At 67.0% G+C, this 26,719-nt stretch carries 26 protein-coding genes; 16 read left to right on the forward strand and 10 right to left on the reverse strand.

Annotated elements, in window-relative coordinates:
- The first annotated feature begins 111 nt into the window (after positions 1-111).
- The 3 genes from ACSFC7_RS01870 to ACSFC7_RS01880 all read left to right on the forward strand — a co-directional run bounded on the left by ACSFC7_RS01870 (position 112) and on the right by ACSFC7_RS01880 (position 3,183).
- On the forward strand, positions 112-1,344 hold the full coding sequence (locus ACSFC7_RS01870; RefSeq protein WP_436346074.1) for an inositol-3-phosphate synthase: 1,233 nt from the start codon (positions 112-114) through the stop codon (positions 1,342-1,344).
- A gap of 16 nt (positions 1,345-1,360) precedes the next feature.
- Positions 1,361-2,725 carry an alkaline phosphatase family protein gene (locus tag ACSFC7_RS01875; RefSeq protein WP_436346075.1) on the forward strand — a complete coding sequence of 455 codons (1,365 nt, stop codon included), beginning with the start codon at positions 1,361-1,363 and terminating at the stop codon, positions 2,723-2,725.
- A gap of 110 nt (positions 2,726-2,835) precedes the next feature.
- Positions 2,836-3,183 carry a four-helix bundle copper-binding protein gene (locus tag ACSFC7_RS01880; protein WP_436346076.1) on the forward strand — a complete coding sequence of 116 codons (348 nt, stop codon included), beginning with the start codon at positions 2,836-2,838 and terminating at the stop codon, positions 3,181-3,183.
- Positions 3,184-3,223: 40 nt separating this feature from the next.
- Here ACSFC7_RS01880 and ACSFC7_RS01885 read toward each other — a convergent pair whose 3' ends face one another.
- From ACSFC7_RS01885 to ACSFC7_RS01895, 3 genes are all read right to left on the reverse strand, one after another.
- A complete protein-coding gene (locus ACSFC7_RS01885) occupies positions 3,224-3,442 on the reverse strand; it encodes a hypothetical protein (protein ID WP_436346077.1) in 219 nt (72 codons plus the stop codon).
- A 21-nt stretch (positions 3,443-3,463) separates the two neighbouring features.
- Entirely contained in the window at positions 3,464-3,868 is a 405-nt protein-coding gene (locus ACSFC7_RS01890) for a DUF5518 domain-containing protein (protein ID WP_436346078.1), read from the reverse strand.
- A gap of 172 nt (positions 3,869-4,040) precedes the next feature.
- Positions 4,041-6,263, reverse strand: coding sequence for a sensor histidine kinase (locus tag ACSFC7_RS01895; RefSeq protein WP_436346079.1), 2,223 nt, complete (start codon positions 6,261-6,263; stop codon positions 4,041-4,043).
- Positions 6,264-6,360: 97 nt separating this feature from the next.
- Here ACSFC7_RS01895 and ACSFC7_RS01900 point away from each other — a divergent pair, with 97 nt between their 5' ends.
- Both ACSFC7_RS01900 and ACSFC7_RS01905 read left to right on the forward strand, forming a co-directional pair.
- Positions 6,361-7,356, forward strand: a complete 996-nt coding sequence (locus ACSFC7_RS01900) for an NOG1 family protein (RefSeq protein ID WP_436346080.1) — start codon at positions 6,361-6,363, stop codon at positions 7,354-7,356.
- Positions 7,357-7,417: 61 nt separating this feature from the next.
- A complete protein-coding gene (locus ACSFC7_RS01905) occupies positions 7,418-7,759 on the forward strand; it encodes a hypothetical protein (protein WP_436346081.1) in 342 nt (113 codons plus the stop codon).
- A gap of 20 nt (positions 7,760-7,779) precedes the next feature.
- Here ACSFC7_RS01905 and ACSFC7_RS01910 read toward each other — a convergent pair whose 3' ends face one another.
- Both ACSFC7_RS01910 and ACSFC7_RS01915 read right to left on the reverse strand, forming a co-directional pair.
- On the reverse strand, positions 7,780-8,241 hold the full coding sequence (locus ACSFC7_RS01910) for an archaeal flagellar protein G (protein WP_436346082.1): 462 nt from the start codon (positions 8,239-8,241) through the stop codon (positions 7,780-7,782).
- A gap of 82 nt (positions 8,242-8,323) precedes the next feature.
- Positions 8,324-9,616 carry a TIGR00341 family protein gene (locus ACSFC7_RS01915; RefSeq protein WP_436346083.1) on the reverse strand — a complete coding sequence of 431 codons (1,293 nt, stop codon included), beginning with the start codon at positions 9,614-9,616 and terminating at the stop codon, positions 8,324-8,326.
- 179 nt (positions 9,617-9,795) lie between these two features.
- Here ACSFC7_RS01915 and ACSFC7_RS01920 point away from each other — a divergent pair, with 179 nt between their 5' ends.
- The gene (locus ACSFC7_RS01920) at positions 9,796-10,266 is read left to right on the forward strand and encodes a hypothetical protein (protein WP_436346084.1); all 471 of its coding nucleotides are present in this window, start codon (positions 9,796-9,798) and stop codon (positions 10,264-10,266) included.
- 173 nt (positions 10,267-10,439) lie between these two features.
- The gene (gene engB / locus ACSFC7_RS01925; protein ID WP_436346085.1) at positions 10,440-11,105 is read left to right on the forward strand and encodes a GTP-binding protein EngB; all 666 of its coding nucleotides are present in this window, start codon (positions 10,440-10,442) and stop codon (positions 11,103-11,105) included.
- Positions 11,106-11,287: 182 nt separating this feature from the next.
- Here engB and ACSFC7_RS01930 read toward each other — a convergent pair whose 3' ends face one another.
- Both ACSFC7_RS01930 and ACSFC7_RS01935 read right to left on the reverse strand, forming a co-directional pair.
- The gene (locus ACSFC7_RS01930; protein ID WP_436346086.1) at positions 11,288-11,758 is read right to left on the reverse strand and encodes an NUDIX hydrolase; all 471 of its coding nucleotides are present in this window, start codon (positions 11,756-11,758) and stop codon (positions 11,288-11,290) included.
- A 61-nt stretch (positions 11,759-11,819) separates the two neighbouring features.
- Entirely contained in the window at positions 11,820-12,341 is a 522-nt protein-coding gene (locus ACSFC7_RS01935; protein WP_436348045.1) for a GNAT family N-acetyltransferase, read from the reverse strand.
- 230 nt (positions 12,342-12,571) lie between these two features.
- Here ACSFC7_RS01935 and ACSFC7_RS01940 point away from each other — a divergent pair, with 230 nt between their 5' ends.
- Positions 12,572-13,756, forward strand: a complete 1,185-nt coding sequence (locus ACSFC7_RS01940) for a polysaccharide deacetylase family protein (protein ID WP_436346087.1) — start codon at positions 12,572-12,574, stop codon at positions 13,754-13,756.
- Positions 13,757-13,836: 80 nt separating this feature from the next.
- Here the strand turns inward: ACSFC7_RS01940 and ddh are convergent, their stop codons facing one another.
- Both ddh and ACSFC7_RS01950 read right to left on the reverse strand, forming a co-directional pair.
- The gene (ddh, locus tag ACSFC7_RS01945; protein ID WP_436346088.1) at positions 13,837-14,766 is read right to left on the reverse strand and encodes a D-2-hydroxyacid dehydrogenase; all 930 of its coding nucleotides are present in this window, start codon (positions 14,764-14,766) and stop codon (positions 13,837-13,839) included.
- 527 nt (positions 14,767-15,293) lie between these two features.
- Complete coding sequence (locus ACSFC7_RS01950; protein ID WP_436346089.1) at positions 15,294-16,769, reverse strand: NUDIX domain-containing protein; 1,476 nt, start codon at positions 16,767-16,769, stop codon at positions 15,294-15,296.
- 136 nt (positions 16,770-16,905) lie between these two features.
- Between ACSFC7_RS01950 and ACSFC7_RS01955 the strand changes: the two genes are divergently transcribed.
- From ACSFC7_RS01955 to ACSFC7_RS01990, 8 genes are all read left to right on the forward strand, one after another.
- Positions 16,906-17,451, forward strand: a complete 546-nt coding sequence (locus ACSFC7_RS01955; protein WP_436346090.1) for a ribbon-helix-helix protein, CopG family — start codon at positions 16,906-16,908, stop codon at positions 17,449-17,451.
- A gap of 157 nt (positions 17,452-17,608) precedes the next feature.
- Positions 17,609-18,814, forward strand: a complete 1,206-nt coding sequence (locus ACSFC7_RS01960; RefSeq protein WP_436346091.1) for an Nramp family divalent metal transporter — start codon at positions 17,609-17,611, stop codon at positions 18,812-18,814.
- A 46-nt stretch (positions 18,815-18,860) separates the two neighbouring features.
- A complete protein-coding gene (locus ACSFC7_RS01965) occupies positions 18,861-20,933 on the forward strand; it encodes a hydantoinase/oxoprolinase family protein (RefSeq protein ID WP_436346092.1) in 2,073 nt (690 codons plus the stop codon).
- Entirely contained in the window at positions 20,930-22,627 is a 1,698-nt protein-coding gene (locus tag ACSFC7_RS01970) for a hydantoinase B/oxoprolinase family protein (RefSeq protein ID WP_436346093.1), read from the forward strand. Before ACSFC7_RS01965 ends, ACSFC7_RS01970 begins: the two co-directional genes overlap by 4 nt.
- Positions 22,624-23,361, forward strand: coding sequence for a maleate cis-trans isomerase family protein (locus ACSFC7_RS01975; protein WP_436346094.1), 738 nt, complete (start codon positions 22,624-22,626; stop codon positions 23,359-23,361). Before ACSFC7_RS01970 ends, ACSFC7_RS01975 begins: the two co-directional genes overlap by 4 nt.
- 245 nt (positions 23,362-23,606) lie before the next feature.
- Complete coding sequence (locus ACSFC7_RS01980) at positions 23,607-24,164, forward strand: DoxX family protein (protein WP_436346095.1); 558 nt, start codon at positions 23,607-23,609, stop codon at positions 24,162-24,164.
- A gap of 478 nt (positions 24,165-24,642) precedes the next feature.
- A complete protein-coding gene (locus ACSFC7_RS01985; RefSeq protein WP_436346096.1) occupies positions 24,643-25,413 on the forward strand; it encodes a coenzyme F420-0:L-glutamate ligase in 771 nt (256 codons plus the stop codon).
- Positions 25,413-26,441 carry a 5,10-methylenetetrahydromethanopterin reductase gene (locus ACSFC7_RS01990; RefSeq protein WP_436346097.1) on the forward strand — a complete coding sequence of 343 codons (1,029 nt, stop codon included), beginning with the start codon at positions 25,413-25,415 and terminating at the stop codon, positions 26,439-26,441. Before ACSFC7_RS01985 ends, ACSFC7_RS01990 begins: the two co-directional genes overlap by 1 nt.
- Before the next feature lie 22 nt (positions 26,442-26,463).
- On the opposite strand, the gene ACSFC7_RS01995 is transcribed toward ACSFC7_RS01990, so the two are convergent.
- Complete coding sequence (locus ACSFC7_RS01995) at positions 26,464-26,664, reverse strand: hypothetical protein (RefSeq protein ID WP_436346098.1); 201 nt, start codon at positions 26,662-26,664, stop codon at positions 26,464-26,466.
- Positions 26,665-26,719 lie beyond the last annotated feature (55 nt).

The following is a 26,719-nucleotide window of genomic DNA, read 5'->3' on the forward strand; positions in this document are numbered from 1 at the left end:
GTTGCATCCATCCTCGAGCGGATCCCCCGAGACGCGGCCACTCTCGAGCGGTACCGGCAATTTCGACGGACCGTCCTCGCCACCACGAACGCGCGGGAGACGTGATCGCCGATGAGCGAGAGGTCGACCGACGGCGAGCGTACGGAACCGGCAAACGGCGAGCGCACGGGCGTCTGGCTCGTCGGCGCTCGCGGGAACGTCGCGACGATGTCGATCGTCGGCGCCCGGGCCATCGCCGAAGCGCTCACCGGCACGACCGGAATGGTAACCGAACGCGACCCCGTTTCGACGCTCGACCTCCCGCCGGTCGACGGGTTCGTCTTCGGCGGTCACGACATCGCCACCGAATCGCTCGTCGACCGGGCCGAGCGCCAGTCCGAGCGCAACGGCGTTCCGGACGCGGCGACGCTCGAGGCCGTCCGCGACGACCTCGCCGCGATCGACGAGCGGATCGAGGTCGGCACCGCCGTCAACTGCGGTGCCGCGGTCTCCGACGACAGCGAGCAGTTGGACGAGAGCCTCGCCGTCCGCGACGTCGTCGGCCAGATCCGGGACGACTACGAGACGTTTCTCGAGCGCCACGACCTCGAGCGGCTCGTCGTCGTCAACGTCGCGTCGACGGAGCCGGAACTGCCCGATCCGACGGCCTACGAGACCCGCGACGAACTCGAGGGGGCACTCGACGCGGACGACCGAGACCTCCCCGCGAGCGTACTGTACGCCTACGCAGCGATCACCGACGGCCATCCGTTCGTCAACTTCACGCCGAGTACGGGCAACGCGCTCGGCGGGGTTCGCGAACTCGCCGCCGAGGAGAACGTCCCGCACATGGGTCGCGACGCGAAAACGGGCGAGACGCTCGTCAAGTCCGCGCTCGCGCCGATGTTCGCCGGTCGAAACCTCGACGTACTGGCCTGGGAGGGCCACAACATCCTCGGGAACCAGGACGGCCTCGTGCTCGAGGACGACGCCAACGCGGCCGGAAAGCTCTCGAGCAAGGGGGAACTCCTCGAGTCGATCCTTCCCGATATCGGCCACAATCGGGTCCGGATCGACTACACGCCGTCGCTCGCGGACTGGAAGACGGCCTGGGACTACATCCACTTCGAGGGCTTCCTGAACACCGAGATGAAGATGCAGTTCACGTGGGAGGGCTCCGATTCGGCGCTGGCCGCGCCGCTGGTGCTCGATCTGGTTCGGCTGGTCGCCCACGCCGACGAGCACGGCGAGGGCGGGCTCCAGCCCCAGCTCGCCTCGTTCTTCAAGGCCCCGATCGGGGTCGACGAGCACGACTTCTCCCGTCAACTGGACGAACTGTACGAGTACGCGAACCGCCACAGCTGATTCCGACACCGAAGCGATGACAGAACCCATCCCCCCCGACGCAGCCGACGCCGACCGCGTGATCGTGCTCGACGTCGTCGGTCTCCAGCCCCACCACGTCGACGCCGACCGAACGCCGACGCTCGCCGAACGGTTCCCGACGGGGCAGGTGACCGATCTTCGACCGCCGTTCCCGGCCCTGACGGTTCCGTCACAGACGACGCTCGCGACGGGTCGACGACCGGACGAGCACGGCGACGTCTCGAGCGGCGAGTACGACCGCGAGCGCGAGGTCGCCGAGTTCTGGGAGCGCGACCGCGGCGACCGGAACCGACTCTGGGAGGCCGCCAGCGACGAGGCGGGACTGACCACCGGCGTCCTGAACTTCCAGCACCTGATCGGGACCAGCGCGGACGTCGCGCTCACCCCCTCTCCGATCGAAGACGAGGATAACAACATCCTCGAGATGAACTGCTGGACGAACCCCGACGGCTTCTACGACGACCTCCGCGAGGCACACGGCCACTTTCCCCTGCACAGCTACTGGGGCCCCGGGGCCAACGAGGAGGGCAGCGAGTGGATCCTCACCGCCGCCCGCGAGGCCGTCGAGCGGTTCGATCCCGACCTGCTCTGGGTGTACGTCCCGCACCTAGACTACGTCGGGCAGAGCGACGGCCCCGACTCCGACGCGTTCGAGGCCGAACTCGAGACCGTGGACGGACTGCTAGAGGAGTTCCTGTCGTTCCTCACGAGCACCGAGCGCTGGGACGAGACCTTGCTGACCCTCGTGAGCGAGTACGGCTTCCACGGCGTCGAGCGGCCGGTGTTTCCGAACCGCGCGCTCCGCGAGGCGGGGCTGCTCGAAACCGACGAAGACGACGACGTCGATATCCCGGCGTCGGAGGCGTTCGCCATGGTCGACCACCAGATCGCACACGTCTACGCCGACGAGGACGTTCTCGAGGACGCCGAGGAGGCCCTATCCGGACTGGAGGGCGTCGACGCGGTGCTCGAGGAGTCCGGAAAGAAAGAATACGACATCGACCACCCGAATGCGGGCGACCTCGTGCTCGTCGCGGACCGAGACGCGTGGTTCCAGTACTACTGGTGGGACGACCGCGAGAACGCACCGCCGTACGCGACCGAGATGGATATCCACAAGAAGCCCGGCTTCGACCCCTGCGAGCTGTTCTTCGGCGACGAGGGGCTGGTGTCGCTGGACGCGACGAAAGTCAGCGGCTCCCACGGCCGCGTCGACGACTCCGCGTTCGGCTGTTTCGGCCTCGGCGGACCGGTGGCGCCGGAACTCGAGTGGGGCGACGCCGACGAGCCGGTCGACGCGACCGACGTGACGCCGACGATCGAGGACGCGCTCGGGCTGGACCTCGAGACGCTCCGCTGACGGCGACAGATCAGCGTCGCGCGGTCGTTCGGTTCCGTCGAAACTGTCGTCTCTCACCCTTGCAGTCGCCCGTCCTACCTTGATGGCGATGTTCGATGTCCGTTCACTCGATGGCGTTACAACAGATCGACCACGCGGACGACCACATGCAGGAGTGTATCGACAACTGTCTCGAGGCCGCCCAGGTGTGCGAGTGGTGTGCCGACGCCTGTCTCGACGAGGGCGAAGGCATGGCCCGCTGCATTCGACTCTGTCGGGACGTGGCGGACATCACGACGCTGCACGCCCGATGGATGGCGCGTAATTCGGGCTACCACGAGGCGCTCGCGGAAACCTGTGCGGACCTCTGCGAGGAGTGCGCCGAGGAGTGCGAGCAACACGATCACGAGCACTGTCAGGCCTGCGCCGAGATCCTCCCGCAGTGTGCCGAGACCTGTCGCGAGATGGCGTCGGCCTGAGCGGGGTCCGCGGCATTTTGCGTTTTCGACGACACCATCGCTACCCGGAACAGCCAAGCGAGTCCCGACGAGCACGCGCGAAGCGGTCGACGAACGGCTCAGAGAACAGTTGGGGGATCGGCTCCGGTACTCCGTCGAACGCCCGGGCGAGACCGACGAGCGATTGGACGGACTCGAGCGCGAGTGGGACGTCGAACGGACTCGAGGCGATCCGGGACGCGTAGCGGCGTTCCGGTTGTAGACTCGAGAAGACGGCCACCGGCGTTCGATCGGGGCGCGCTCAGTACGTGTTTCGCCCGCCGCGACCGGGACGGTCGGGGTTGAGTACGCCACCCACGGCACCCGCGATGGCGCTCTCGAGGGCCATGATAAACGAGATTATCACGGCGATGGCGAAAATCCCGAGCCCGGCGAACCCGGTGATGGCACCGCCGACCGGACCGCCGGCCAAGCCGGCGAGGCCGACGACGACGGCGATCAGCAGCCCACCCACGATCCCGCCGAGCGCACCCGCGAGCAGGCCGTGCCAGAAGCCGCGTCCGAGGCCGCCGCCGGCCATGTAGCCGGCGACGAAGCCGCCGATCAGTCCCGCGGCCAGCTGGCCGATCCCCGGCAGCGCGAGCCCGAACAGTCCGAGCACGGTCGCGACGAGGAAGCCGACGATAACCGCACGCCAGTTCGTCATACTCGAGTATACGCGGGCGACGGGGATATACTAACGGCAGTCACTGGCTGGTGGATCGGCGCCTGGAAGCTGCTCGAACGCGATATCGGTATCGCTCCGCTTGCAGGTGCGTTCGCGAGCGAATCCGAACCCGCGGGAATCACCCGGCATCGCGCCGCGTCGAAGGCCGACGTCATCGGACGCCGACGATCTCGAACTTCGCACCGCCCTCGTCGCTCTCCCCGATCGAGAGCTCCCAGCCGTGTGCGTCGACGACGTCCTGGATGATCTTGAAACCGAACCGGACGTCGCCGTCGGCGCTGTCACCCTCCAGCAATCGATCTCGGCGCTCCGGGTCGATCCCGGGACCGTCGTCCGCGATGTAGAAGCCGCCGTCGATCGCGCCGACCCGGACGGAAACGCCCGATCCGCCGTGCTCCACGGCGTTTCGAAACGCGTTCTCGAACAGCTGCTGGAGCCACCCGAGGTCGGCGGTAATCGGCCGGTCGGTCTCGACCCGAAGCGACGCGTCCCGCGTCTCGATCGACGACCACGCTTCGGTAGCTAGCCGTTCGAGGGCTCCCTCTTCGAAGTCGGTGATCCCCTGGCCGGTCCGGGCGAGCGCGAGCAACCCGTCCATGATCGACATCGCCCGTTCGACGCCCTCTTCGACGTCCGTGAGGTGATCCAAGTTGCCGGTTTCGCGCGCGAGTTCGACGTACCCCTTCGCGACGGCCAGCGGGTTCCGAAGGTCGTGTGCGAGGACGTTCGAGAACTCCTCCAACCGCTGATTCTTCGTCTGGAGCTGTCGTTCCCTGTCAACCCGGTCGATCGTCCCCTGAATCATCGCCCCCAGGATCGTCGCGAACTCGAGGTCGTGTTCGTCGAACTCGCGGGTTTCGGTCGAACCGGCGAACAGTACCCCGTGCTCGCCGAGCGGCACGATGATCTCGCTCTCGATCGGGGTGTCCGAGCGATCCGCCGTCGAATCGGTGGAGACGTCGCCCGACGCGTGTCGGTCACCCGTCGAGAACACCCGTCCGGCGATTCCCGACCCCCAGGTCGTCGTCGTCGAGTCGCCGAGCAGATCGGTCGCTTCATCGGTCATGACGATCGGCCGGAGCACGTCGTCGCGCTCGTCGGGCACCAGGATGGCGGTGATCGGCTGGTTCAGCACGGATTTCGCGACGGAGACGGCGACCGAGCCGACCGACTCCATCGTCTCGCACTCGAGCAGCCGCGGCCCGGCCTCGGCGAGCGCCTGCATGCTCTCTTCGCGCTCTTTCCGCTCGGTTATCTCGGTGGCGATCCCGTAGATCGCGTACGGATCGCCGTCGGCGTCGAACAGCGGTGCCCGCACGTTGAAGAAGACTCGACGCTTCCCGTCGATACGGAAATCTTCGACGTACTTGTTCGACTCCCTCTCCGAGAGCACCTCGCGATCCATCTCGTTGATCTGTTCGACGTTGACATCCGGGTGGATATCCTCCGATCGCTTCCCGAGTATCTCGTCGCGAGACTGTTCGAACAACTGCTCGAACGCGGGATTGACGTAGAGATACCGCTGCTCGAGATCCTTCATGTAGACCACCGCCGGCGTGTTGTCGAGGATTACCTGTAACTGATCGCGCGTGCTGTGCAGTTCCTCGGTCGTCTCTCGTATCTCCGTAATATCTCGAGAGATGACCACGTACTCGCGGCCGTTGGACTCCGCGTCGTCGGCGTCGCTCGGAAGGTACTGACCGACCGCCTCGAAATGGACCCACGAGCCGTCCTTGTGACGGTATCGAAACACGGCACGACCGGTGTGGGGCTCCTCCGACGTGGCGGCCTCGGAGAAGACCTCGGCAGCGTCTTCGACGTCGTCCGGGTGGATGTAGTCGAACGTGTACTCGCCGACGAGTTCCTCCTGATCGTAGCCGAGAACCTCGCGAATCGACGGGCTCTGATACCGGACGATCCCGTTCTCGTCGAGAACCGTGACGACATCCGACGCGTTCTCGATGAGCCCCGAAAAGTGGGCGGCCCGGTCCCGAAGTTTCTCGATCTCCCGCGCTCGCTCGACCGTTCGGCGGAGACGAGTGGCGACGAGGGCCGGGTCCGCGACGAGTCGGCGTTCGTCCACCCAGTCGTCGGCGGGACGTAACTCGGCCAGCACGTCGGTTCCGAACTCGTCGGCTCCGTTCCCGACCACGTACACGAACGGGACGGTCGGCCACACCGAACGGATCGTCTCGATCCCGATCGACGAGACGCCGTCGTGATAGAGCACGCAGTCGACCGATTCCGTTCGGGTCCAATCCTCGCCGCTCGTCGCGTCCACGACGGTGATCGTCAATCCGTGGTTCGCTCGTTCGAGCGAACGGGCGTGCTCGCCCGTCTCGAGAGCACCGGGAACGAACCAACAAACGTGCATGCACAATCTAGGTAATCGGACGGGATATAAGCCCCCCGGCAGAATCGACCGGAGCGTAACGAACGGCCTTTTATGATCGGGGGGTCTAGTGCCGGGTATGATTTTCGAAGACCTTCCGACAACGCCCACGTCGGAAGAGCTGATCGACAAGGCGTTTTCGCGGGCATCCCGGTCCGGGAAGGCCAAAGGCGGTCTCGAGGCCCAGCAGTCGATGCTCCAGGTGGCGGCGAACATCATCTCGGACAATCTGGAGAACGTGGTCACGGCGTGGCCGGACTTCGCGTACGAGGACGACGTGCATCCGTTCTACTACGAACTCGCTGACGCGATCGTCGACGTGGACAGGCTCCGACAGAGCCTCTCGGAGGTGATGTGGGCCAGCCGGAAGGCCCGCGAGATCCACGAGGAGTACCAGCCGAAGCTCCGGAAGACCGACGTCGACACGGCCCGCAAACACCGCAAGCAGGCCTTCGCCCGCCTCGCGGACATCGTCGAACAGATCGACGACGAACTGATCTACATCAACAAGTCCCGGAACGACCTGCGGGACCTGCCCGAGATCAACCCCGAGGAGCCGACGATCGTCGTCGCCGGCTACCCCAACGTCGGCAAATCCTCGTTCGTCAACGACATCACCAACGCCCGCGGCGAGACGGCGTCGTATCCGTTCACGACCAGAGGGATCGGCCTCGGTCACTTCGAGCGCGACCACATCCGCTACCAGATCGTCGACACGCCCGGCCTGCTCGACCGACCGGCGGACGAACGCAACGAGATCGAGTCCCAAGCCGTCAGCGCCATCGAACACCTCGCCGACTGCATGCTCGTCATGATCGACCCGAGCGCCGAGTGCGGCTACCCGCTCGGCTCGCAGCTCGAACTCCGCGACTCGATCGCGAGCCAGTTCGAGGACGTCCCCGTGCTCACGATCGCGAACAAGGTCGACCGGAGGGAGGTCTGGGACGAGGGCCTGATCGACGAGATGGCCGCCGATTACTCCATGAGCGTCGAAACCGGCGCGGACGTCGAGACGGTAGTCGAAGCGGCCGTCGAAGCGATCGACCACGAGCCCGAACTGCCGTTCGACGAGTAACGGTGCACCCGAACTCGCGAACCGATAGCGATACCGGTGGGCGACGCGAACCGTGGCACCGATGAAGGGACCGGGTATCTTCTGGATGCTCCAGACCGCCGCCGGGCTCTCGATGGCCGGCCCGATGTTCGTCGTGGGCTTCGAGTTCGTCCGGAGCGGCCGGACCGCCTCCGGCATCGGCTTTTTCGCCCTCGGAGCGGTGGCGCTGTACTTTCCGACGTATCTCATCAACCGCATCGGCGGACCGAGAACGTGGATCCGACGACGGTTCAGCCGCGGCGACTCGAGTGCCGACAGCGGGACTGATCGTTCCGAGGGCGGCTCCGATCCCGCGCCCGACACGTCCGACGGGAGTGACGAAGCCGACCGAAACGCGACGCTCCGCGACCGGTTTCGGCGATAAGTTCGGCTCGAGCGCCGATTCTAGTCGACCGAGAACGTCAGCACGTCCCGTTCCGTCTCGATTTCGACGACCGCGCGGTGCTCGCCCGCCTCGAGCGGTTCCGCAACGTCGATCGTCAGTTCCAGCACCGCGTCGACCCGCCACTGGTCAGCATCGCCGCCGTCCCCCAGTACCCGCGTCTCGCTCGGCGGGACGTACTCGCCGTTCAACAGGACGTCGGCGGAATCCGGCTCGAGGGTGTCCCCGCCGACGTTCTTGACGTACAGCGTTACCCGTTGGCTGGACCCGTCGTACGTCGCGTCCGCGTCGGCGTCGTCGATGATGGCGATTTGGGCGTCGGCCGCCGCGGCCTGTCTGTCGCGTCCGTCCTCGACGGACTGGGCGTACGGTCCGGACTGCGTGACGCCCACGCCGACGAGCATCGTCGAGACGCCGATCGCCGCGATGAACAACAGTACCTGCGCGACAGCGGACCTGACCATCGGTGGGGAACTCGAGATGAGAACGGTCCCAGACGGCGATAACGGTACCGGCCGACCGATTCGGTCGGCGAACGAGGCCGCCCTAGCGCTCCGTGAGTCCGACGGATCTGATCTCGACGCCGACAGGCTCGTCGGCGTGCTGACTGATCCGCTCGTGTAACGTGTCGGCCAACTCCGGCGGTATCTCGCCCTGCGGACCCCCGATCGTGACGATCACGCGCTCCGGCTCGACGAAGGGATAGTTGTCGTCCATAATGACCTCGAACTCGAGGAGTTGATACTCGACGAACTCCCCCTCCGAAAAGACCGTTTCGACCTCACTGCGAGCGTTTTCCTCGAAGCTCGCGACGGCGTACGAGGAGTAGGTGATGGCACCGAGGAACACGGCGAAGACGAGGACGATCACGGCCAGTCCGATCACTCGCCTGCGGACGCGCTGCTGCGTCTCGCCGATCGAAAACAGGTTCTCCGGGCGGTAGCCGGCCCACCACAGCGTCAGGAGGCCGGCGAGGTTCACCGAGAGGACGTTGACCAGCACGAGCGCGGTGGAGCCGATCGCGGCCGACGGCTGTCCCCACGCGATGGCGATCCCGGCGGCCGCAGCGGGCGGAATCAACGCCGCGGCGATCATAACCCCGACGAGCGCGACGGAGGTTCCCGTCGCGATACTGATGATCCCCGCGACGCCGGCCCCGAGGGCGATCGCGAGCGAGAGCAAGTCCGGCGCGAGTCGCTCGGAAATCTCGTCGACGCTACCGATGTCGAGTCCGGGCGGGACGATGTTCGTCACCCTGACCGTCCAGGCGAAGACCGCCGCCGCGCCGATCGCGAGGACGATACCCACGAGCTGATAGCGGAGACTGTTCCTGAACAGCTCCTCGTCGTCGATCACCGAGCCGACGCTCAACCCGAGCGCCGGGCCGATCAGCGGCGCGATCACCATCGAGCCCACGACGACGGCGGGCGAGTCGAGGAACAGTCCCGCCGTCGCGACGACGGCGCTGATGATCGTCATGATCGCGTAGACCGCGAACGTCGGCGTCAGCGAGTCGGCCTCGGCCTGCAACTCCTGTCTCGAGATGCGGTCGGACTCGACGTCGCCGTTCTCGTACTCCTCGCGGAGCGCCTCGAAGCGACGCGAGACGACCGTCTCCGCGTCGATGACGACCGTGTAGGCGTCGTCGTCGACGCCGGCGTCCTGTAGCTCGTCGAGAACCGGTTCGACGGCCGGATCCGGCAACGGGAAGTAGGCCACCGCCGTGTAGTCCCGACTGCTGTTCTCGTCAGTCAGGACGTAGTCGATCCCTCGCTCCTCGAGCGTCTGGATGATCGTCTCTCGCTTGCCCGTCGGAACCGTCAACTGTACGAGCCGCACGTGTTTCGATGAGTACCCCCGGGGCCATAACTTGGGGCGCTTTCACCGCCCAGCCGGCGGCTTTCGAGACGGACGACCGCCGACGCCCGACACCGGATATCCGTCGATGCCCGACACCGAACACGCGTCGGAGTCAGTATACCGGTGGAGATTTGTGTCAATAGGAATTAGTTGCGCGTATGCACCGACGGCTCGCACCGTGGTTCGGCGGATTCCTGCTGCTTCTGACCGCGGGCTTTCTCGCCGTTTTCGGACGCGACGCGATCGCGGAGCCCGGTACCGCCGTACTGGCTGCAGGGCTCGTCGCCGCGGCAATACTGTCGATCGTCGGCGGTACCGTCGAGTCGATCACGGTCGGGCCGCGGACGCTCCCGTGGACCGTCCTCCTCGGCGCCGCCGACGTCGTCGTCGCGCTCGTCGTCGTCCTGTCGAGCGTTCGCTCCCTCGGAACCGGCGGAACCGACGCGCGACTCTTCGCGGTCGCAGCGATTATCGGCGGCGCGTCGCTCGCCTGGCTCGGCCTCCAGACCGCGCGTGATAGCCGCCACGTCGACCTCGAGGCCGAACCGTCGCGAGAGCGACTCGTCGGTATCGCCGCGCTCGTACTCGCTTCGGTTGTCGGCGGGATCCTCGTCGCAACCGTCGTCTGACGCCGTATTCCAGATCGACCCCTCGAGTCCTCAAGAGCGGGACGCTGAGCCTGAACGGCGATTACACCGCCTCCGACACCGTGTCGGCAGAAGGGGAGTCCCACGCTCGAGCCCACGGCTTTAGCCGTGGGTAGATGACGGAGTATAAACCCGCGACCGCCTTACGACAGCCTATGTTCGATACCCGTCCCGACCGCGAGGCCGAAGTCGCCCTCGTCGGTCGCTCCAACGTGGGCAAGTCGACGCTCATGCGCGAGTTGACCGGCCACAGCTTCGACACCGGCGGCAAACCCGGCGTCACCCGCGAGCCGAATCACTACGACTGGGCGCCCGAGGACTTCGTCATCAGCGACCTGCCCGGCTTCGGCTTCATGAGCGGCGTCCACGAGGACCACCGCGAGGAGATCAAGACGAACATCGTCCGCTACCTCGAGGAGTACGCCGACAGCATTCTCGTCGCGATTCTCGTCGTCGACGGAAAGAGCGTGATCGACATCATCGACCGCCACTCCGGCCCCGACGGGGCGGCTACCGCCGCCAGTCCAGAGGGGGCCAGCGGGCCCCCGGACGAGATCCCCTACGACGTCGAGATGTTCCACTTCCTGCAGGAACTCGACGTGCCGACCGTCGTCGCCGTCAACAAGATGGACAAGGTCGACGACCGCGACGAACGCCTGAACGAACTCTGCGACCGCCTCGGCCTGCTCCCGCCGTGGAAACAGTGGCAGGAGACCATCGCGCCGATCACCGCCAAGAACGGCCAGATCAGCTCCCTCAACGAGGCCGTTCGGGGGCACCTCCACGAGCAGCAGCGGGACGACCTGTTCAAGTTCTTCTAGAACCGAACTTTTACTCTGTCGTTCGGAAGACGCTCCGCGTCTTCCGCGATCAAGCGAACCCTTCGGGTTCGCGGACAGCGAGGGACCTTCGGTCCCTCGCAGCTCGGAAGCGCACGCGCTTCCGTAGGATCACGCGTCTCTCGCATCTGCTCGAGACGCGCTCCCGGCCGTCTGAAATCGAGTCACAACCCAGAGCCGGCGGCGCGAATCGCCTCCGTTCCCAACGTGACGACGTCCTCCGGCAGATCGCTCTCGAGCAGATCCTGTCGCGTGTACCACTCCCACGCGTTCGCATCCACCTCGCCGTCCGCCGGCGAGATATCGCGACTCGAGACCGTCGCGTAGTAGATCAGGTCGATGTGCTGGTGACCGACCCCGCCGTCGTGGACGTTGATATCGTAGAGCATCTGGTGGCGCGGCGGGGGCAGCGGCCGCCCGGCGGGCGCCTCGATCGGGTCCGGTTCGTCGAGTAACGTGGCCTCGAGTCCCGTCTCCTCTCGGACCTCCCGAATCCCGGCTTCGGCGGGCAGTTCGTCCCGATCGACGTGTCCGCCGGGCGGGATCGTAATCCCGAGTCGCTCGTGATCGTGGAGGGCCGTCGCACCGTCGTTGACGATGTAGACGGTCGCCGTGAAGTGGCGCGTCGTTTCCATATCGGCCAGAGATGCCGGCGTCTCTTCAGGGTATCCCATCCGCGGCGGAACTGAAACCGAATTACGCCGCTCGCAGCGCCGTTCGCATCCGCAGACACTCGAGTCTCACCCCCTCTGCCATCTCGAGCGAGACCGTCTCGATCTCCTCGTACCCCTGCCGTCTGTAGAAGTCGATCGCGTTCCGCGAGGCCGTTAGCACGAGTGTCTCGAGCCCGGCGTCGCGCGCAGCCGACTCGAGCGCCGCGAGAATCGCACGGCCGACGCCCTCGCGGACGTGGTCGGGGTGAACGTAAACGGCGCCGATCTCGCCGGTCGACCGGTCGTCGCGGCCGTCGGAATCGTAGTCGAGCACGCCGAAGCCGACGATTTCGTCGTCCCCGTCCTCGAGTTCGGCGACGACGACGTGGTGGTCGGGGTCCTCGAGCGGGTAGCGATCCGGTGGCACGTTCGAGAGCCACGCCCGAACCTGCCGCTCGTCGTACGCGTCGGGGCCGAGCGCGCGGATCGACGCCGCGTGGGTGTCGCCGATCGACTCGGCGTCTGCGGACGTCGCTTCGCGGAGCGTTACTCGAGGTGGCGTCATCGTCGGACGGTGGGCCGGGTCGAAGCGGGTGCGGTTTTCGAGCCAGTGTGGCGATTCGCCGAGAGCGCCTCGCTCCATTCTGGCACGCTTACCCACCTAATAATAACGACTAGATACGAGCGAGTCGAGAGCATGGATGACGACGTGCAGTTCGAGCGGCTCTCACCGCCACCACGACGCGAGCGCCACGGGAAAACGGATGATGAGACGAACAGCGATCGTGAAGGACGATGAACCGCATCGGACGGCGCGAGGCCTGTCGGCTCGGGGCGACGAGTGCGCTCGCGATGGTCGGCCTCGGGCCCGGAACCGGGACGGTCGTCGGCTCCGCCGGATCGACCACCGACGGTCGCGTCGTATTCGTCTACGACGATAGCCGGCGCGAGGACTGGACCGACACCTTCCCCGTCCACCGGGACGAAGGCGTTCCCGCCTGCTGTGCGGCCGTCGTCGACTACGTCGACACCTCCTGGGGGCTGCTTCCGGAACACCTGCGAGAGATGGAGGCCGAGGGCTGGGAGATCATGTCCCACACGACCAGTCACGTCGCCGTCGGGAACCTCTACCTGACGGAGCCGGCCGAACCGGACGACGAGCGACTCTTCCTCGACGGCAGCTTCCTCGGACACTACGACGGCGACGAAATCGTGATCAGCGACGGTGACCGAACCGTCGAAAACGTCGTCGCCGGCGGCGACCGTGACGATACCGGGATCTACCTCGACCTCGCGGAACCGGTCGGCGAGGCGTTCGGCGCGGGAACGGCGTTCGCGCGCTTCGCCGGCGACCGCATCCGCGACGAAGTCGTCGGCTCGAAGGACGCGCTCGAGGAGATGGGCGTCGACGTCGACGCCTTCGTCTCGCCGTTCGGCCGCAGCGACGGACTGGTCGACGACCTCGTCCGGGACCACTACGCCGCGTTCGCGAATCGCGGCGGAAACGGCCTGAACGCGATCGACGGGTTCGATTCGCACGCACTCGGGCGCTCGAGTATCGACGGGCAGTCGGTGAGCGAAGCCGAGATCGAACGCTTCTACGACGACGTCGCCGCGAGCGACTCCCTCGGAATCGCGGTCGGCCACAGCCAGTTCGACGAGACGACGCCCGGACGCGTCCGGTTCGCGATTCGGGCGGCGAAAGCGCGCGACCTCGAGATCGTAACGCTTCGGGAGGCGCTGACCGATCTCGACGTCCGGCCAGCAGACGGCGACGGGAACGGAACCGAGGCGGAGACGACCGCCGAAGCCGCCCAATCGAACGGGAACGAATCGCGAGCGAGCGGCGACCGCATCGCGTCCGCGGTCCGGGACAACCGCACGCCGATTCTGGCGGGCACCGGTGCAGTCGCGACGGCCGGCCTCGCGGGAACCGCCCTCTACCGCCGACTCAACCGCGAGGACGACGACCGGTTATAAGCGAAGAATGGGTCGCCTGTGAGCGAAGGGCGGGATCAGCTGTGAGTGAAGAACGGGTTTGGCTGTGAGCGAAAAGCGGATCAGACCACGCGGTTGTGGAACGCCTCGTCGGCCTCGAGTCGCCCCACGTTCTCGCGGACGATTTCGCCGACGTCCCGGAAGTAGTTCCGCGTGTAGGCCGCACAGTGGGGCGTGACGATCACCTCGTCCATGCTCCACAGCGGCGACGCCTCGGGCAGCGGCTCCTCCTCGAAGACGTCCAGCGCTGCCCCCGCGATGCCGTTCGACTCGAGGGTGTCGATCAACGCCGGTTCGTCCACGACGGGGCCGCGGGCCACGTTGACGAAGTAGGCGTCCTCGCGCATGGCGTCGAACGCTTCGGCGTCGAACAGGTGGTGCGTCTCGTCGGTCAGCGGAACCGTGGCGATCACGAACTCGGCGTCGGCGACGGCCTCGAGCAGGTCGTCGTTCGCGTAGATTTCTTCGAATCCGGGGACGGGATCGCCCGATCGACGGACGCCGGTGACGCGAACGCCGAGCGCGTCGAGCGTTTCCGCGACGCCGCGTCCCAGGGTCCCGGTGCCGACGACGCAGGCGGTTTTGCCGGGCAGCGTAAACGCCTCGTCCCACTCGGGGCGCTCCCACCGGCGCTCCTGCTGGTTCGCGACGTGATCGTGGAGCCGCCGCGAGAACGCGAGCAGGTAGCCCGCGACCGTCTCGCCGACCGTGCGGTCGTGGATCCCCGTGCTGTTCGTGAGGACGACGCCCGCTGCTTCGAAATCGTCGAACGGGAACCGGTCGACGCCCGCCTGGATGGAGTGGACCCACTCCAGTTCGAGGAACATCTCGCGGTGCTTGAGGGTGACGACCGCGTCGCAGTCGGCGATTTCTTCGTCGCCGATCACGTCGACGGCGACCGGAAGATCCGAGAGGTAGTTCGCGAGTTCCGACGGCGGAAACACCGCGTCGACCGAGTCGTGGACGCCGAGTCGCTCGAGTTCGAATTGCATGGGTGTGGGTACGGACGAACCCGAGTTGAACCTTTCCAGAGAAAACTCGCCCTCAGCATCGTTGCTGGAGTCTGCATTGGACAGATGATAGTGTTCATTCGGTGGACGTAGTGAACGGAGCTATGTTATTGAGGAGTTGGTGAGGACGAGCGTGTTGCTGTCGCTGGCGGCGATGAGTGCCACGTCCTCCCCAGCCGATTCGCTCGCTCCGGTGTCGCTCGCTCATCCCTCGTGCGACTTCGGCTCACGGTTCGCTGTCCGCTCACCGAGAGCCAGCGCACGCCACCGCACGTTGCTTGATCGGTCCGGAGTGGTAACGCCTTGCCCTGTACTGACAATTGATCCGCGAAGTCGGTCGACTATTGGAACCACTGAAAGGGCGGTTCAGAGACGGTGCCATCGCTGAGAACTGCTGAAGGGGCGGCTCAGGAAAAATCCTCGTCACAAGGGGCTCAGAGGGGGTAACACATCGTCACTGCCGCCTGCTTCGAATACGCGCTCGAGGGGTTTCCGTCTATCGCTTCGATCTACCGGTCGCGCCAGTCCTCGAGCCCCCGCAACTCCTCGACGACGGACCCGACGTCGTCGGTCTCGAGCGATCCTCGCTCAGTAATAATCTCGCAGACACACGCGGCGGGCGTCACGTCGAACGTCGGATTCAGCACGTCGAGCGGTGCCGCGCCGTCGTAGACGGCGGATCGGTCGTCAGACTCGAGGTTCACCTCTTCGCGCGTCGTAAGTTTGTCCGTCGCGGCGACGACCGTGACCGGAATCCCCTCGTGGGCGGCCGCGAGCGCCAGCGCCCGCGTTCCGGTCTTGTTCACCACGGAGCCGTCCTGAAGCACCGTATCCGCACCGACGACGACCCGATCGACGGCTTCCTGCGAGAGAACGTGCGCCGCGGCCGCGTCGGTGTGAACCGTCACGGGACAGTCGATCTCGTCGTCCGCGGCGAGTTCCTCCGCCACGTCGATCCCCTCCCGCGCCGGCCGGGACTCGGCGACGAAAATCCGCGACGGATCGCCCCCGCGGAGCGCCTCGAGGACGGTCCCCGACCGCGAGAGCGTCGCGACGGTGCCGTCGATCCGCTCGCTCGCGGCCGCCGCGGCGTCGGTATCGGCGGCGGTCGCGCGCTCGATACCGGCGAGCGTGGCCTCGAGGACGGCCGGCGCGCCGGGGATCGACTCCTCGTCGGGTGCGGCGTCCACCGCCTCGCTCATCGCCCGATTGACCCGGTTTCGGAGGACCGCCATCGAGGGTCGAGCCTCGAGCAGCCTCCCGGCGAGTTCTGCGAGTTCGTCCCACTCCGCCGCCGGATCGACGTCGAACTCGCGGGTACCCCGTTCGCCGTTCCGAGGCGACGTCGTCGCCTCGCTCTCCTCGCCTTCCGCGACGATGAGGGCCGCCCGGTCGCGCACTACCTCGAGTGCGCGGATCGACAGGGACGCCGCGCCGTGCTCGTCGTCGGCCGCGATCGATCGGACAGTCGGCGCGACGCGCTCGTAGGCGGTCCACAGTTCGGGGACCGTCTCGCGGTCGGCTTCGCCGTCCGCGTCTCCGTCCTCCGCACCGACGTCGGCCGAATCTCCGTCGGCACTGACTCCATCGAGGCATATCTCGGTCGGCGCGACCCACTCGAGGGCGTCGTGTTCCTCGCTCAGGTCGATCTCGCGTGAGTCGCTGTCGAACAGGTACGGGTGGACGACCCACTCCCGCCCGACAGCTGGGTCCTCGAACCGGACCGGACGGCCGCTGCGGACGAACGAGAGATCGTCTCCCGGCTCGAGTCCGGTCTCCTCGCGGATCTCGGCGCGGACCTGTTCGTCGGGATCGCCCTCCGCGAAGCCGGAGACGCCGCCCCACCGGCCGACGTAGGTGCCGACGGCATCGCTGCGGCGCAACAGCAGTACCTCGCCGCGGTTTCGAAGGAACGCGGTGACGACGTGGCTCGGTCCGTCCTCACTCCCATCGTCGCCGCTTTCGCTTCCCGCTCGATCGCTCATACGCGAGACGACGACCGGCCGATGGGAATCGCTTTCGGGACCGGGTCGGCGAGTCGGGACCGACCGGTCCCCGCGAAAGTGACCTCGTTTAGACAGGTGCCGTGAACTATACCCGTCTCGCGTTCGACGGGAGCACATGACCCAGCGCGTCACGGTCTCGCTCGACGACGACTCGCAGGCGGCGCTCGAGACGCTCCTCGCCGAGACCGGAAACGGACAGAGCGAGATCGTTCGCCGTGCGCTCACCTTCTACGCCGCGAACTTCGAGGCGGCGAGCGGACGGCCGAGCGACAACTTGGAACAGTACTACCAGATGCTCACCTCGGGCGAGCACGTCCTGCTGGACGTCGACTTCCTCCACGCCTTTCTCGAACACTGCTACGCGAGTGGCGACCCCGATCCGGCGTTCGTCGCGGCGGCCGACCGGGTCTCGGACTACCACGCTCGCGAGTACGCCCAGCGCTTCGAGAGCGCGAGCGAGGTCCTCGAGTGGCTCTCGTTCTGCGGCTTTCTGGACGTTCGCTGCGAGGAAGACGGCGTCTATCACATCGTCTTCCCCTCCGAGGCCATCCGCTGGTTCATGACGCGCTTTCTCGAACGCAGTACGGTCGACCTGCCGACCGAAATCGAGATCGATCGGGGCGTCTCGAAGGTGATCGTGACCGAACACGCGAGTAGCTGACTGCCGACGGAGGCCCTCCGCCGGGCGCGTTCGTACGCGTTCATACGACGGTGATCAACGCAGCGGGTCGGACGCGGTTCGTATGTACAGTTCTTAACAACCCTTTTGCCGTCTTCGGGGCTGGTTGTGTGTGGACATACATCATGGGTGTTGAAACATGGGAGTCGTAGACCGACTGAAGGCGATCGGACCGGGCGCACTCGTTGCGGCGGCGTTCATCGGTCCGGGAACCGTCACGACGGCGAGTGTCATCGGAGCGGAGTACGCGTATCTGCTCGTATGGACGATCGCGTTCTCGATCCTGGCGACCATCGTTCTCCAGGAGATGAGCGCTCGACTGGGACTGATCACGAAGGAAGGACTGGGCGAGGCGTTTCGCGGCGAGTTCTCGAACCCGATCGCGAGGGGCGTAACCGTCGCGCTCGTTGTGAGCGCGATCGGGATCGGAACGGCGGCGTTCCAGACGGGAAACATCGTCGGCGGCGCGGCCGGCCTCGCGACGATCACCGGCGTTAGCGAGAACGTCTGGGGGCCGGTCATCGGACTGGTCGCCGCCGGGTTGCTGTGGTCCGGTAGCTACAAACTGATCGAGCGGGTCTTCATCGGCCTCGTCGTCGTCATGGGACTCGCGTTCGTGCTCAACGCGATCATCGTTCGACCGGATATCGGGGCCCTCGGCGGCGGTCTCGTGCCGACGGTTCCCGAGGGCTCCACGTATCTGATCGCCGGCCTCGTCGGGACCACCGTCGTCGGCTACAACCTGTTCCTGCACGCGAGCACCGTCCAGGAGCGCTGGGACGGCGCCGACGACCTCGCGGCGTGTCGCACCGACACGATCGGGATGATCATCGTCGGCGGGCTCATCACGACCTCGATCGTCGTCACGGCCGCCGCGGTGTTCCCCGAGGGGACCCAGATCGGCGACGTCGGTGCGATGGCCGACCAGCTCGAGCCGGTCTTCGGCGGCTACGCGCTCACGTTCTTCGCGATTGGCCTCTTCGCGGCCGGCTTCACGAGCGCGATGAGCGCGCCCCTCGCGGGGGCCTACGCCACCGCCGGCGCGCTCGGCTGGGAGCGCGACCTGAAATCGACTCGGTTCCGCGCGATATGGATGACGATCCTCGGCACCGGCATCGTCTTCTCGGCGCTGGACTACAACCCCGTCGAGGTCATCGTCTTCGCGCAGGTCGCCAACGGCCTCCTGTTGCCGATCCTCGCCGTCTTCCTCATCTACGCGATGAACAACGACGAACTGCTCGGCGAACACACGAACACGACCCTCCAGAACGTCCTCGGCGGCCTCGTCACGCTCGTCGTGGTCGGGATCGGTCTACAGACGCTCTACGACGTCTTGATTCTCTAACTGAATGACGGATTCAAACGCCTCCGACACGAAATCGAACGTATCGATGGACGACTATACCGTGCGCGCCGACGGCGGCGCCCCGCTCTCCAGCGACGATACCCGAATCGGGGTCGACGTCGGCGGCACTTTCACCGACGTGGCGCTCTCGGTCGACGACCGCCTCGTCACCGCGAAGGTGCCGACGACCGATCCACAGCAGATCGGCGTCCTCGAGGGCATCCGAAAGGCCTGCGACCGAGCGAGCATCGATCCCGGCGAAATCGACGCGTTCGCCCACGCGATGACCGTCTCGGTCAACGCCCTCCTCGAGCGCGGCGGCGCAAAAACCGCGCTCGTCACGACCGAGGGGTTCCGGGACGTGCTCGAAATCGGCCGGCAGAACCGGCCGGATCTGTACGATCTCGAGGCCGAGAAGCCCGACCCCCTCGTTCCGCGCCAGCGGCGATTCGAGGTCGCGGAGCGAACGACGACCGAGGGCGTCGAGCGACCGGTCGATCCCGACGAGATCCGCGACCTCGCGGCGACCCTGCGCGAATCGGACGTCGAAGCCGTCGCCGTCTGTCTGCTACACTCCTACGCCGACTCGGAGAACGAGCGGCTCGTCACCGAGATTCTGCGGGAGGAGCTCGCAGTCCCGGTCTCGGCCTCCCACGAGGTGCTCGCGGAGTTCCGCGAGTTCGAGCGGACGTCGACGACCACGGTCGACGCCTACGTTCGGCCGGCGATCGACCGCTACGTCGGTCGGCTGGTCGACGAAGCCGAGGACGCGGGGATTCCGGCACCGCGGATCATGCAGGCCAACGGCGGCATCGCCGACCCCGAAACTGTTCGCGAACACGCCGTGACGACGACGCTATCGGGTCCTGCTGCGGGTGTCGTCGGTGCCGCGGCGACCGTCGACGACGCCGACGTCGAGGGACTCGTTACCTTCGATATGGGCGGCACCTCGAGCGACGTGAGTCTCGTCCGAGACGGCCAGGCCGAGCGGACGACCGACGCCGAGATCGACGGCCTGCCGATCCGGACGCCGATGGTCGACGTGAACACCGTCGGCGCCGGCGGCGGATCGATCGCGTGGGTCGACGCCGGCGGCGCGCTGCGCGTCGGACCGCGATCGTCGGGCGCAGAACCCGGACCCGCCTGCTACGGCCGGGGCGGCACCGAGCCGACGGTCACCGACGCCAACGTCGTGCTCGGCTACATCGGCCCCGAAACCGCACTGGGCGGCGAGATGACCCTCGACGTCGAGGCGGCCCGCGCGTCCCTCGAGCGACTGGCCGACGAGGCCGGCTTGGACAGCGCGCTCGAGGCCGCACGAGGCGTCTACCGCGTGGCGAACGCGACGATGACCCGGACGATCCGCGCGGTGACGGTCGAGAGAGGCCACGACCCCCGCGAGTTCGCCGTCATCGCCTTCGGCGGCGCGGGACCGATGCACGCCGCCGCGCTGGCCGACTCGCTCGAGGTGGATCGGGTCGTCGTCCCGCGGCCGGGCGGGGTTCTCTCCGCGTTCGGATTGCTCGCGGCCGACGAGAGCTACGACGCCGTTCGGACGGTCGGCGTGGATCTCGAAACGGCCGATTCGGCAGAACTCGAGGCCGTCTACGACGACCTCGTTTCGGACGTGCTCGCGGACGCGTCCAATCGGGACGCCGCGGAGGTCGAACGCGCCGCAGACTGCCGCTACGCGGGTCAAAGCTTCGAGTTGACCGTCCCCGTCGACGAGTCGTTCGACGCGTCGGGAGTCGCGGAGCGCTTCCACGCATCCCACGAGCAAGCCTACGGCTACGCGATGGACGAATCGCTCGAGGTCGTCAACCTCCGCGCGACGGCGACGGTTCCGGGGACGGAGCCGACCGTCCGCCACGAGGGGACGGGCGACGCCCGTCTCGGCTCCCGGGACGCACACTTCCCCGGGACCGGGACTGAGCCCCGAGAGACGACCGTCTACGATCGGGATCGACTCGAGTCGGGCGCGACGGTTTCCGGGCCGGCGATCCTCGAGCAGGCCGAGAGCACGACCGTCGTCCCGCCGGACTGGGGCGGCGAGATCCTCGACGACGGCACCCTCGTGATGAGTCGAGCGGCGGATAGGACGGAGGTGAGCGAGCGATGACGAGAGACACGACTGACGGACGCGATTCCGACGACGGTATCGATCCGGTGACCCTCGAGGTGCTGCGCAACCAGCTCGAGAGCGTCGCCGAGGAGATGGGCCAGACGCTGATCCGCGGGGCCTACTCGCCGAACATCAAGGAGCGCCGGGACTGTTCGACGGCTCTGTTCGACGCCGAGGGACGGATGATCGCCCAGGCCGAGCACATTCCGGTTCACCTGGGCGCGATGCCCGCGGCCGTCGACGCGGTGCTCGAGTACGACCCGAAACCGGGCGACGTCTTCGTGCTCAACGATCCCTTCACGGGCGGGACGCACCTGCCGGACGTGACGATGGTGTCGCCGATCGCACCCGAAGCGAGCGAGGACCGTGACGAGGCCAACGAGGAACCCGAAATCGTCGGCTTCGCCGTCTCTCGAGCCCACCACGCCGACGTCGGCGGGATGACCCCCGGCAGCATGCCCGCGGGGGCACAGGAGATCTATCAGGAGGGGCTTCGGCTCCCGCCGACCCGACTCGTCGAGGGCGGGGAGCGTCGCGAGGACGTCCAATCGCTGATCCTCGCGAACGTCCGCAACCCGACCGAGCGACGGGCCGACCTCCGGGCGCAATTGGCGGCGAACGAACGCGCCGAAACGCGGCTCGCAGCGCTCTTCGACGAGCACGGTCGAGAGACGGTGGTGTCGGGGTTCGACGCCGTCATCGACTACTCGCGCGAGCGGATCGCCGAGGAGATCGCGGCCCTGCCAGACGGCACCTACGAGGCGACCGACCTCCTCGAGGGCGACGGCATCACCGACGCGGACATCGAGATCTGCGTCTCGGTGACGGTCGACGGCGACGCGATCGACGTCGACTTTTCGGGGACCGCGGGGCAACTCGAGGGGAACCTCAACGCTCCCATCGCGGTCGCGAAGAGCGCGGTCTACTTCGTCGTGCGCTGCATCACGGACCCCGAGATCCCGCCGAACCACGGCTGCTACGAACCGGTGAGCGTCCGCGCGCCCGAAGGGACGCTCCTGAATCCGAAGCCGCCCGCGGCGGTCGTGGGCGGGAACGTCGAGACCAGCCAGCGCGTCACCGACGTCGTCTTCACCGCGCTCGCGGGGGCCGCACCCGAGCGCGTCCCCGCCCAGGGCCAGGGGACGATGAACAATCTGACCATCGGTGCGCGGGACGGGTCGTTCACCTACTACGAGACCATCGGCGGCGGGTTCGGCGCTCGAGCGGGCCGCGACGGCATGGACGGCGTGCAGGTGGGGATGACGAACACGCTGAACACGCCCATCGAGTCGCTCGAGACCGAGTATCCGCTCCGGGTCGAGCGCTACGCGCTCCGCCCGAACAGCGGCGGAGACGGGCGATTCCGAGGCGGACTGGGACTCGAGCGCACCGTCACCGTCGAGGCGGACGCGACGGTGTCGCTGCTGACCGAACGGCGACGGCACGCGCCGAAGGGAGTTGCCGGCGGGCGAAACGGTGCCACCGGCGAGAACCTGATCGACGGCGAGTCGGTGCCCGCGAAGACGACCGTCGACGTCGCGGCTGGGACGACGGTGTCCGTCAGGACCCCCGGCGGCGGCGGACACGGTGACCCGGAGGAACGCGACGAGGCGGCGCTCGAGGCCGATCGCTCGGCCGGCAAGCGAACCGAACCGGACGAGCGAGCGGAGAGAAAGGGGACCGACCGATGAGCGTCGACGCCGACGACGTCCGCGGCCGACTCGGGCTGATCGTCCCCTCCTCGAACACCACGGCCGAACCGGAGTTCCGCCGGTGGCTTCCGGGGGAGATCACCGTCCACGGCGCGCGGATGGCACTCGAGTCGGTGACCGTCGACGCACTGGACGCGATGAGCGACGACGCGGCGCGGGCGGCCGAGTTGCTGGGCCACGCCGACGTCGACGCGGTCGCCTACGTCTGCACCACCGGCAGCCTGCTCCACGGGCCGGGGTTCGACGCCGAACTCGAGGAGCGATTGCAGGCGGCGGCCGGCGTCCCCGCCGTCGCGACGGCTCGATCGGTGGTACGCGCGCTCGAGGCCCTCGAGGCCGAACGAATCGCGGTCGTCACGCCCTACACCGCCGATCTCGACGCGAAGGAACGCGACTTTCTCGAGGCTTCGGGCTTCGACGTCGCGTCGATCGACGGCTGGGGGCTCGAGGCGAACACGGCGATCGGTGCGCTGGACGCGGCCGACGCGTACCAGCAGGTGATCGACAGCGTCGACGGGGTGGACGGCCTCGAGGCCGTCTTCGTCTCCTGTACGAACTACCGGTCGCTGGCCGCCGTCGAGGATCTCGAGGCGAAGCTGGGGATTCCGGCGATCACCAGCAACGGCGCGACGCTGTGGGACGTCCGCGGCGTCGCCGGACTGGATGTCGATCCCGACGGGCCGGGAGCGCTGTTCGATCGCGACCGTTCGTGACGGCTGGCCGAGTTTCACACGGCAGTTCGTGACCGTCGGTCGAGTTCCACGCGACTCGAAGAGCGAGTTTCGGAACAGACGGGATCGGGTGCGCCGGTAGAGATCGAACCAGGTCGAACATATCCTGACCGAATCGAAGGGAGATCGGTGGTAGCGCGCCAAATGTTGTCCCCACGGGGTGGGAAGATGGGTATTCGTTCAAAGGTGTACCCTGCGTTGTATCGAGTATAAGGAGCTGACCGATCATGTCCACTACCACCGAAAACGCACTCGAAAGCCACTACGCAGGAATCGAACTCGAAGGCCACCCTCACGCGCTGTCGGCGTGGTTCGTCGTTGCTCTGCGATTCCTGCTGGGCGGGATGATACTGTTCGCCGGCATCGGCAAGGTCGCGGACTGGCCGTTCGACGCCAGCGGCTTCCTGGTCCACGGCGTCGACCCGGCGAGCCCCGTCAGCGGCCTCTACGCCGCGATGGCGGGCAACGCGGCGCTGATGGAGATCATCAACGTCGTCGTGCCGGCGACCCAGATACTGATCGGCGTCGCGCTGATCTTCGGCGGCCTGCTCCGGCTGGCCGCCCTCGGCGGCGCGCTGCAGATGTTCGCCTTCTACCTCGGCGGCTGGGAAGGTGAGTGGCTCGCACTGTTCGACTCGACGCTGATCTACGCCGTCCTGTTCCTGGCCCTCGCGGCCTTCGGCGCCGGACGGGTCCTCGGCGCGGACCGCTACATCGAGAACCTGCGAGTCGGCGGCCAGACGCTGGTCGAGACGTACCCGAAACTCCGGTACGTCCTCGGCTAACGCGGTTCTGAACGCTTTTTCTCTCGTCTATATTCGATTCGATCGCTATTTCTGCCGAAACGATGGTGCTCACTACAGATTCGTACTTGCCGAATCTGCTTTTGCAGAGACTAGTGGTGAGATTGAGCGAAGTACTCATACTGGCGGCGATGATTTCCACGTCCTCCCCAGCCGATTCGCTCGCTCGCAGGCTCGCTCCCTCATCCACAGGAAGACGCTTCGCGTCTCCCACGCCTTCGTTCACGAGTTCACGAAAACCTCGCACGACTTCGAGCCGTGGTTCACTCGTCGCTCACCACGGCTCAGCGCACGCCACCGCACGTGTTCAATCGGTCCGAAGTAGTTCGTCTCTCACCTGTACTGATCAGTAAACTGTATCGGCCCGACGCTCAGTTTTGACACGAGAACTCGAGTCCCCGACACTGGCTCCATTCTCCGGTGACGGTGCGTTTTTGACGCCGCTGGCCCACCCTTCGGTATGGAACTCGAACCAGTGACGGGTCTCCCCGAGATCCGTCCCGGCGACGACATCGCCGCCCTCGTCGCGGATCGGGCCGCCCTCGAGTCCGGCGACGTGCTCACCGTCGCGAGCACCATCGTCTCGAAGACCGAGGGCCGGATGGCGAATCTCGAGGACTACCCCGTCAGCGGCCGGGCACAGGAGATCGCCGACCGAATCGCCGACGTCGCGGGCGAGGAGAAGGACCCGCGGTTCGCACAGGCCGTCTTAGAGGAGAGCACGGAGCTACTGATCGACTGTCCCTTCCTGCTGACCGAGACCCGGTTCGGCCACATCTGCGTCAACGCGGGAATAGATCGCTCGAACGTGCCGGACCACGATATCCTGCTGCTGCCCAAGAAGCCGGCCGAGAGCGCCGAACGGATCCGTTCGGGCCTCGCGGAGCGCGGCATCGAGGACGTCGCGGTGATCGTGACGGATACCTGCGGGCGGCCGTTCCGCCACGGCCAGCGCGGCGTCGCCCTCGGTTGGACGGGGATGCCCGCGAGCCGGGACTGGCGGGGCGAACTCGACCGAGACGGCCACGAACTCGGCGTCACCGTCCAGTCCGTGGTCGACGAACTCTCGTCCGCGGCGAATCTCGTGACGGGAGAGGGCGCCGGTGGAACGCCCGCGGTCGTCGTTCGCGACTGGGACTTTGGCGACCACGAGGGCAGCGACGAACTGTTCAGAGCGGTCGAGGACGACCTCGTCCGGCAGGCGCTGCGAGAGTGGAGGTTCGACGACTGATGACCGACGAGAACGCGACCACCGACGACGCGACCCGGGCCATCGAACTGACACCCGAATACCCGACGGACCGCATCGCCGACCTGGCGGCGCTCGCGGAGGACGAAGGGTTTGATATCGCCTTCGCGAGCAGCCACTACTTCAACCGCGACCCGTTCGTCGCCCTCTCGCGGATGGCCGACGCCACCGACGACCTGCGACTCGGGCCGGGCGTCGTCAACCCCTACGAGAGCCACCCCGTGAAACTCGCCGCACAGACGGCGACGATCGACGAAGTGAGCGACGGCCGGGCCGTCTTCGGCGTCGGGGCCGGCGACCGCTCCTCGCTCGCGAACCTCGGGATCGAGCGCGACAGCCCCCTTCGGCGCGTCCTCGAGACGTTCAAACTCGCGCAGGATCTCTGGGACGGCGAGACGGTGACCCGCGAGGGGACGTTCACCGCTCGAGACGCCTCGCTCAACATCGAGCCGCCGTCCGACGAGATTCCGACCTACGTCGGGGCGCAGGGGCCGCACATGCTCCGGATGAGCGCGAAGCACGCGGACGGCGTCCTGATCAACGCCGCTCACCCGCGGGACCTCGAGTGGGCGGCGGGAGAGATCGAGCAGGGGCTCGCCGAACGACCGCCCGAACGCGGCGCCTTCGAGTCGCTCGCGTTCGCCAGCGTGAGCGTCGCCGGCGACGAAACCGAGGCCCGCGAGGCGGCCCGGCCGCCCGTCGCGTTCATCGCCGGCGGGGCGGCGGAGCCCGTCCTCGAGCGCCACGATATCGACCGCGAGGCCGCGAGCGCGGTGAGCGACGCCTTAGAGCGGGGCGACCTGAACGAGGCGTTCGGCCGCGTCACGCCGGACATGATCGACGCCTTCTGTATCGCGGGAACGACCGAGACGGTCGCGGATCGGTTCGCGGCCGCGCTCGAGCACGTCGACGGCATCGTCGTCGGCTCGCCGCTCGGGCCGGATCTCGAGGATGCGGTCGTGCGCGCGAGCGAGGCGCTCGACAGTGTCACGGAGCGGCAATCGGAATAAGAACGCAGTCGACGCAGCGAATTCAGATCGAGCTGGAGGAGAAGAGGCTCCCGATGGCGCCGAGGGTGAGCGCGCCGAAGACGCCGAGCGAGAAGACGATCAGCAGCGTCCCGATCAGGACGAGCAGCGGCGCGAACCCGTCGCCCACCGCGACGTCGGCGAAGAGCTCGTTCATCTCGGTGATGTTGTCGACGATCACGTTCATCGGTGTGACGGTGTCCATGTACGGGGGTTGTCACCGATCCTACTTGGCCGTGCCGGTCCATCGGAACGGATCG

The organism is Natronorubrum halobium, assembly GCF_051351675.1.
Taxonomy (GTDB): Archaea; Halobacteriota; Halobacteria; order Halobacteriales; family Natrialbaceae; genus Natronorubrum.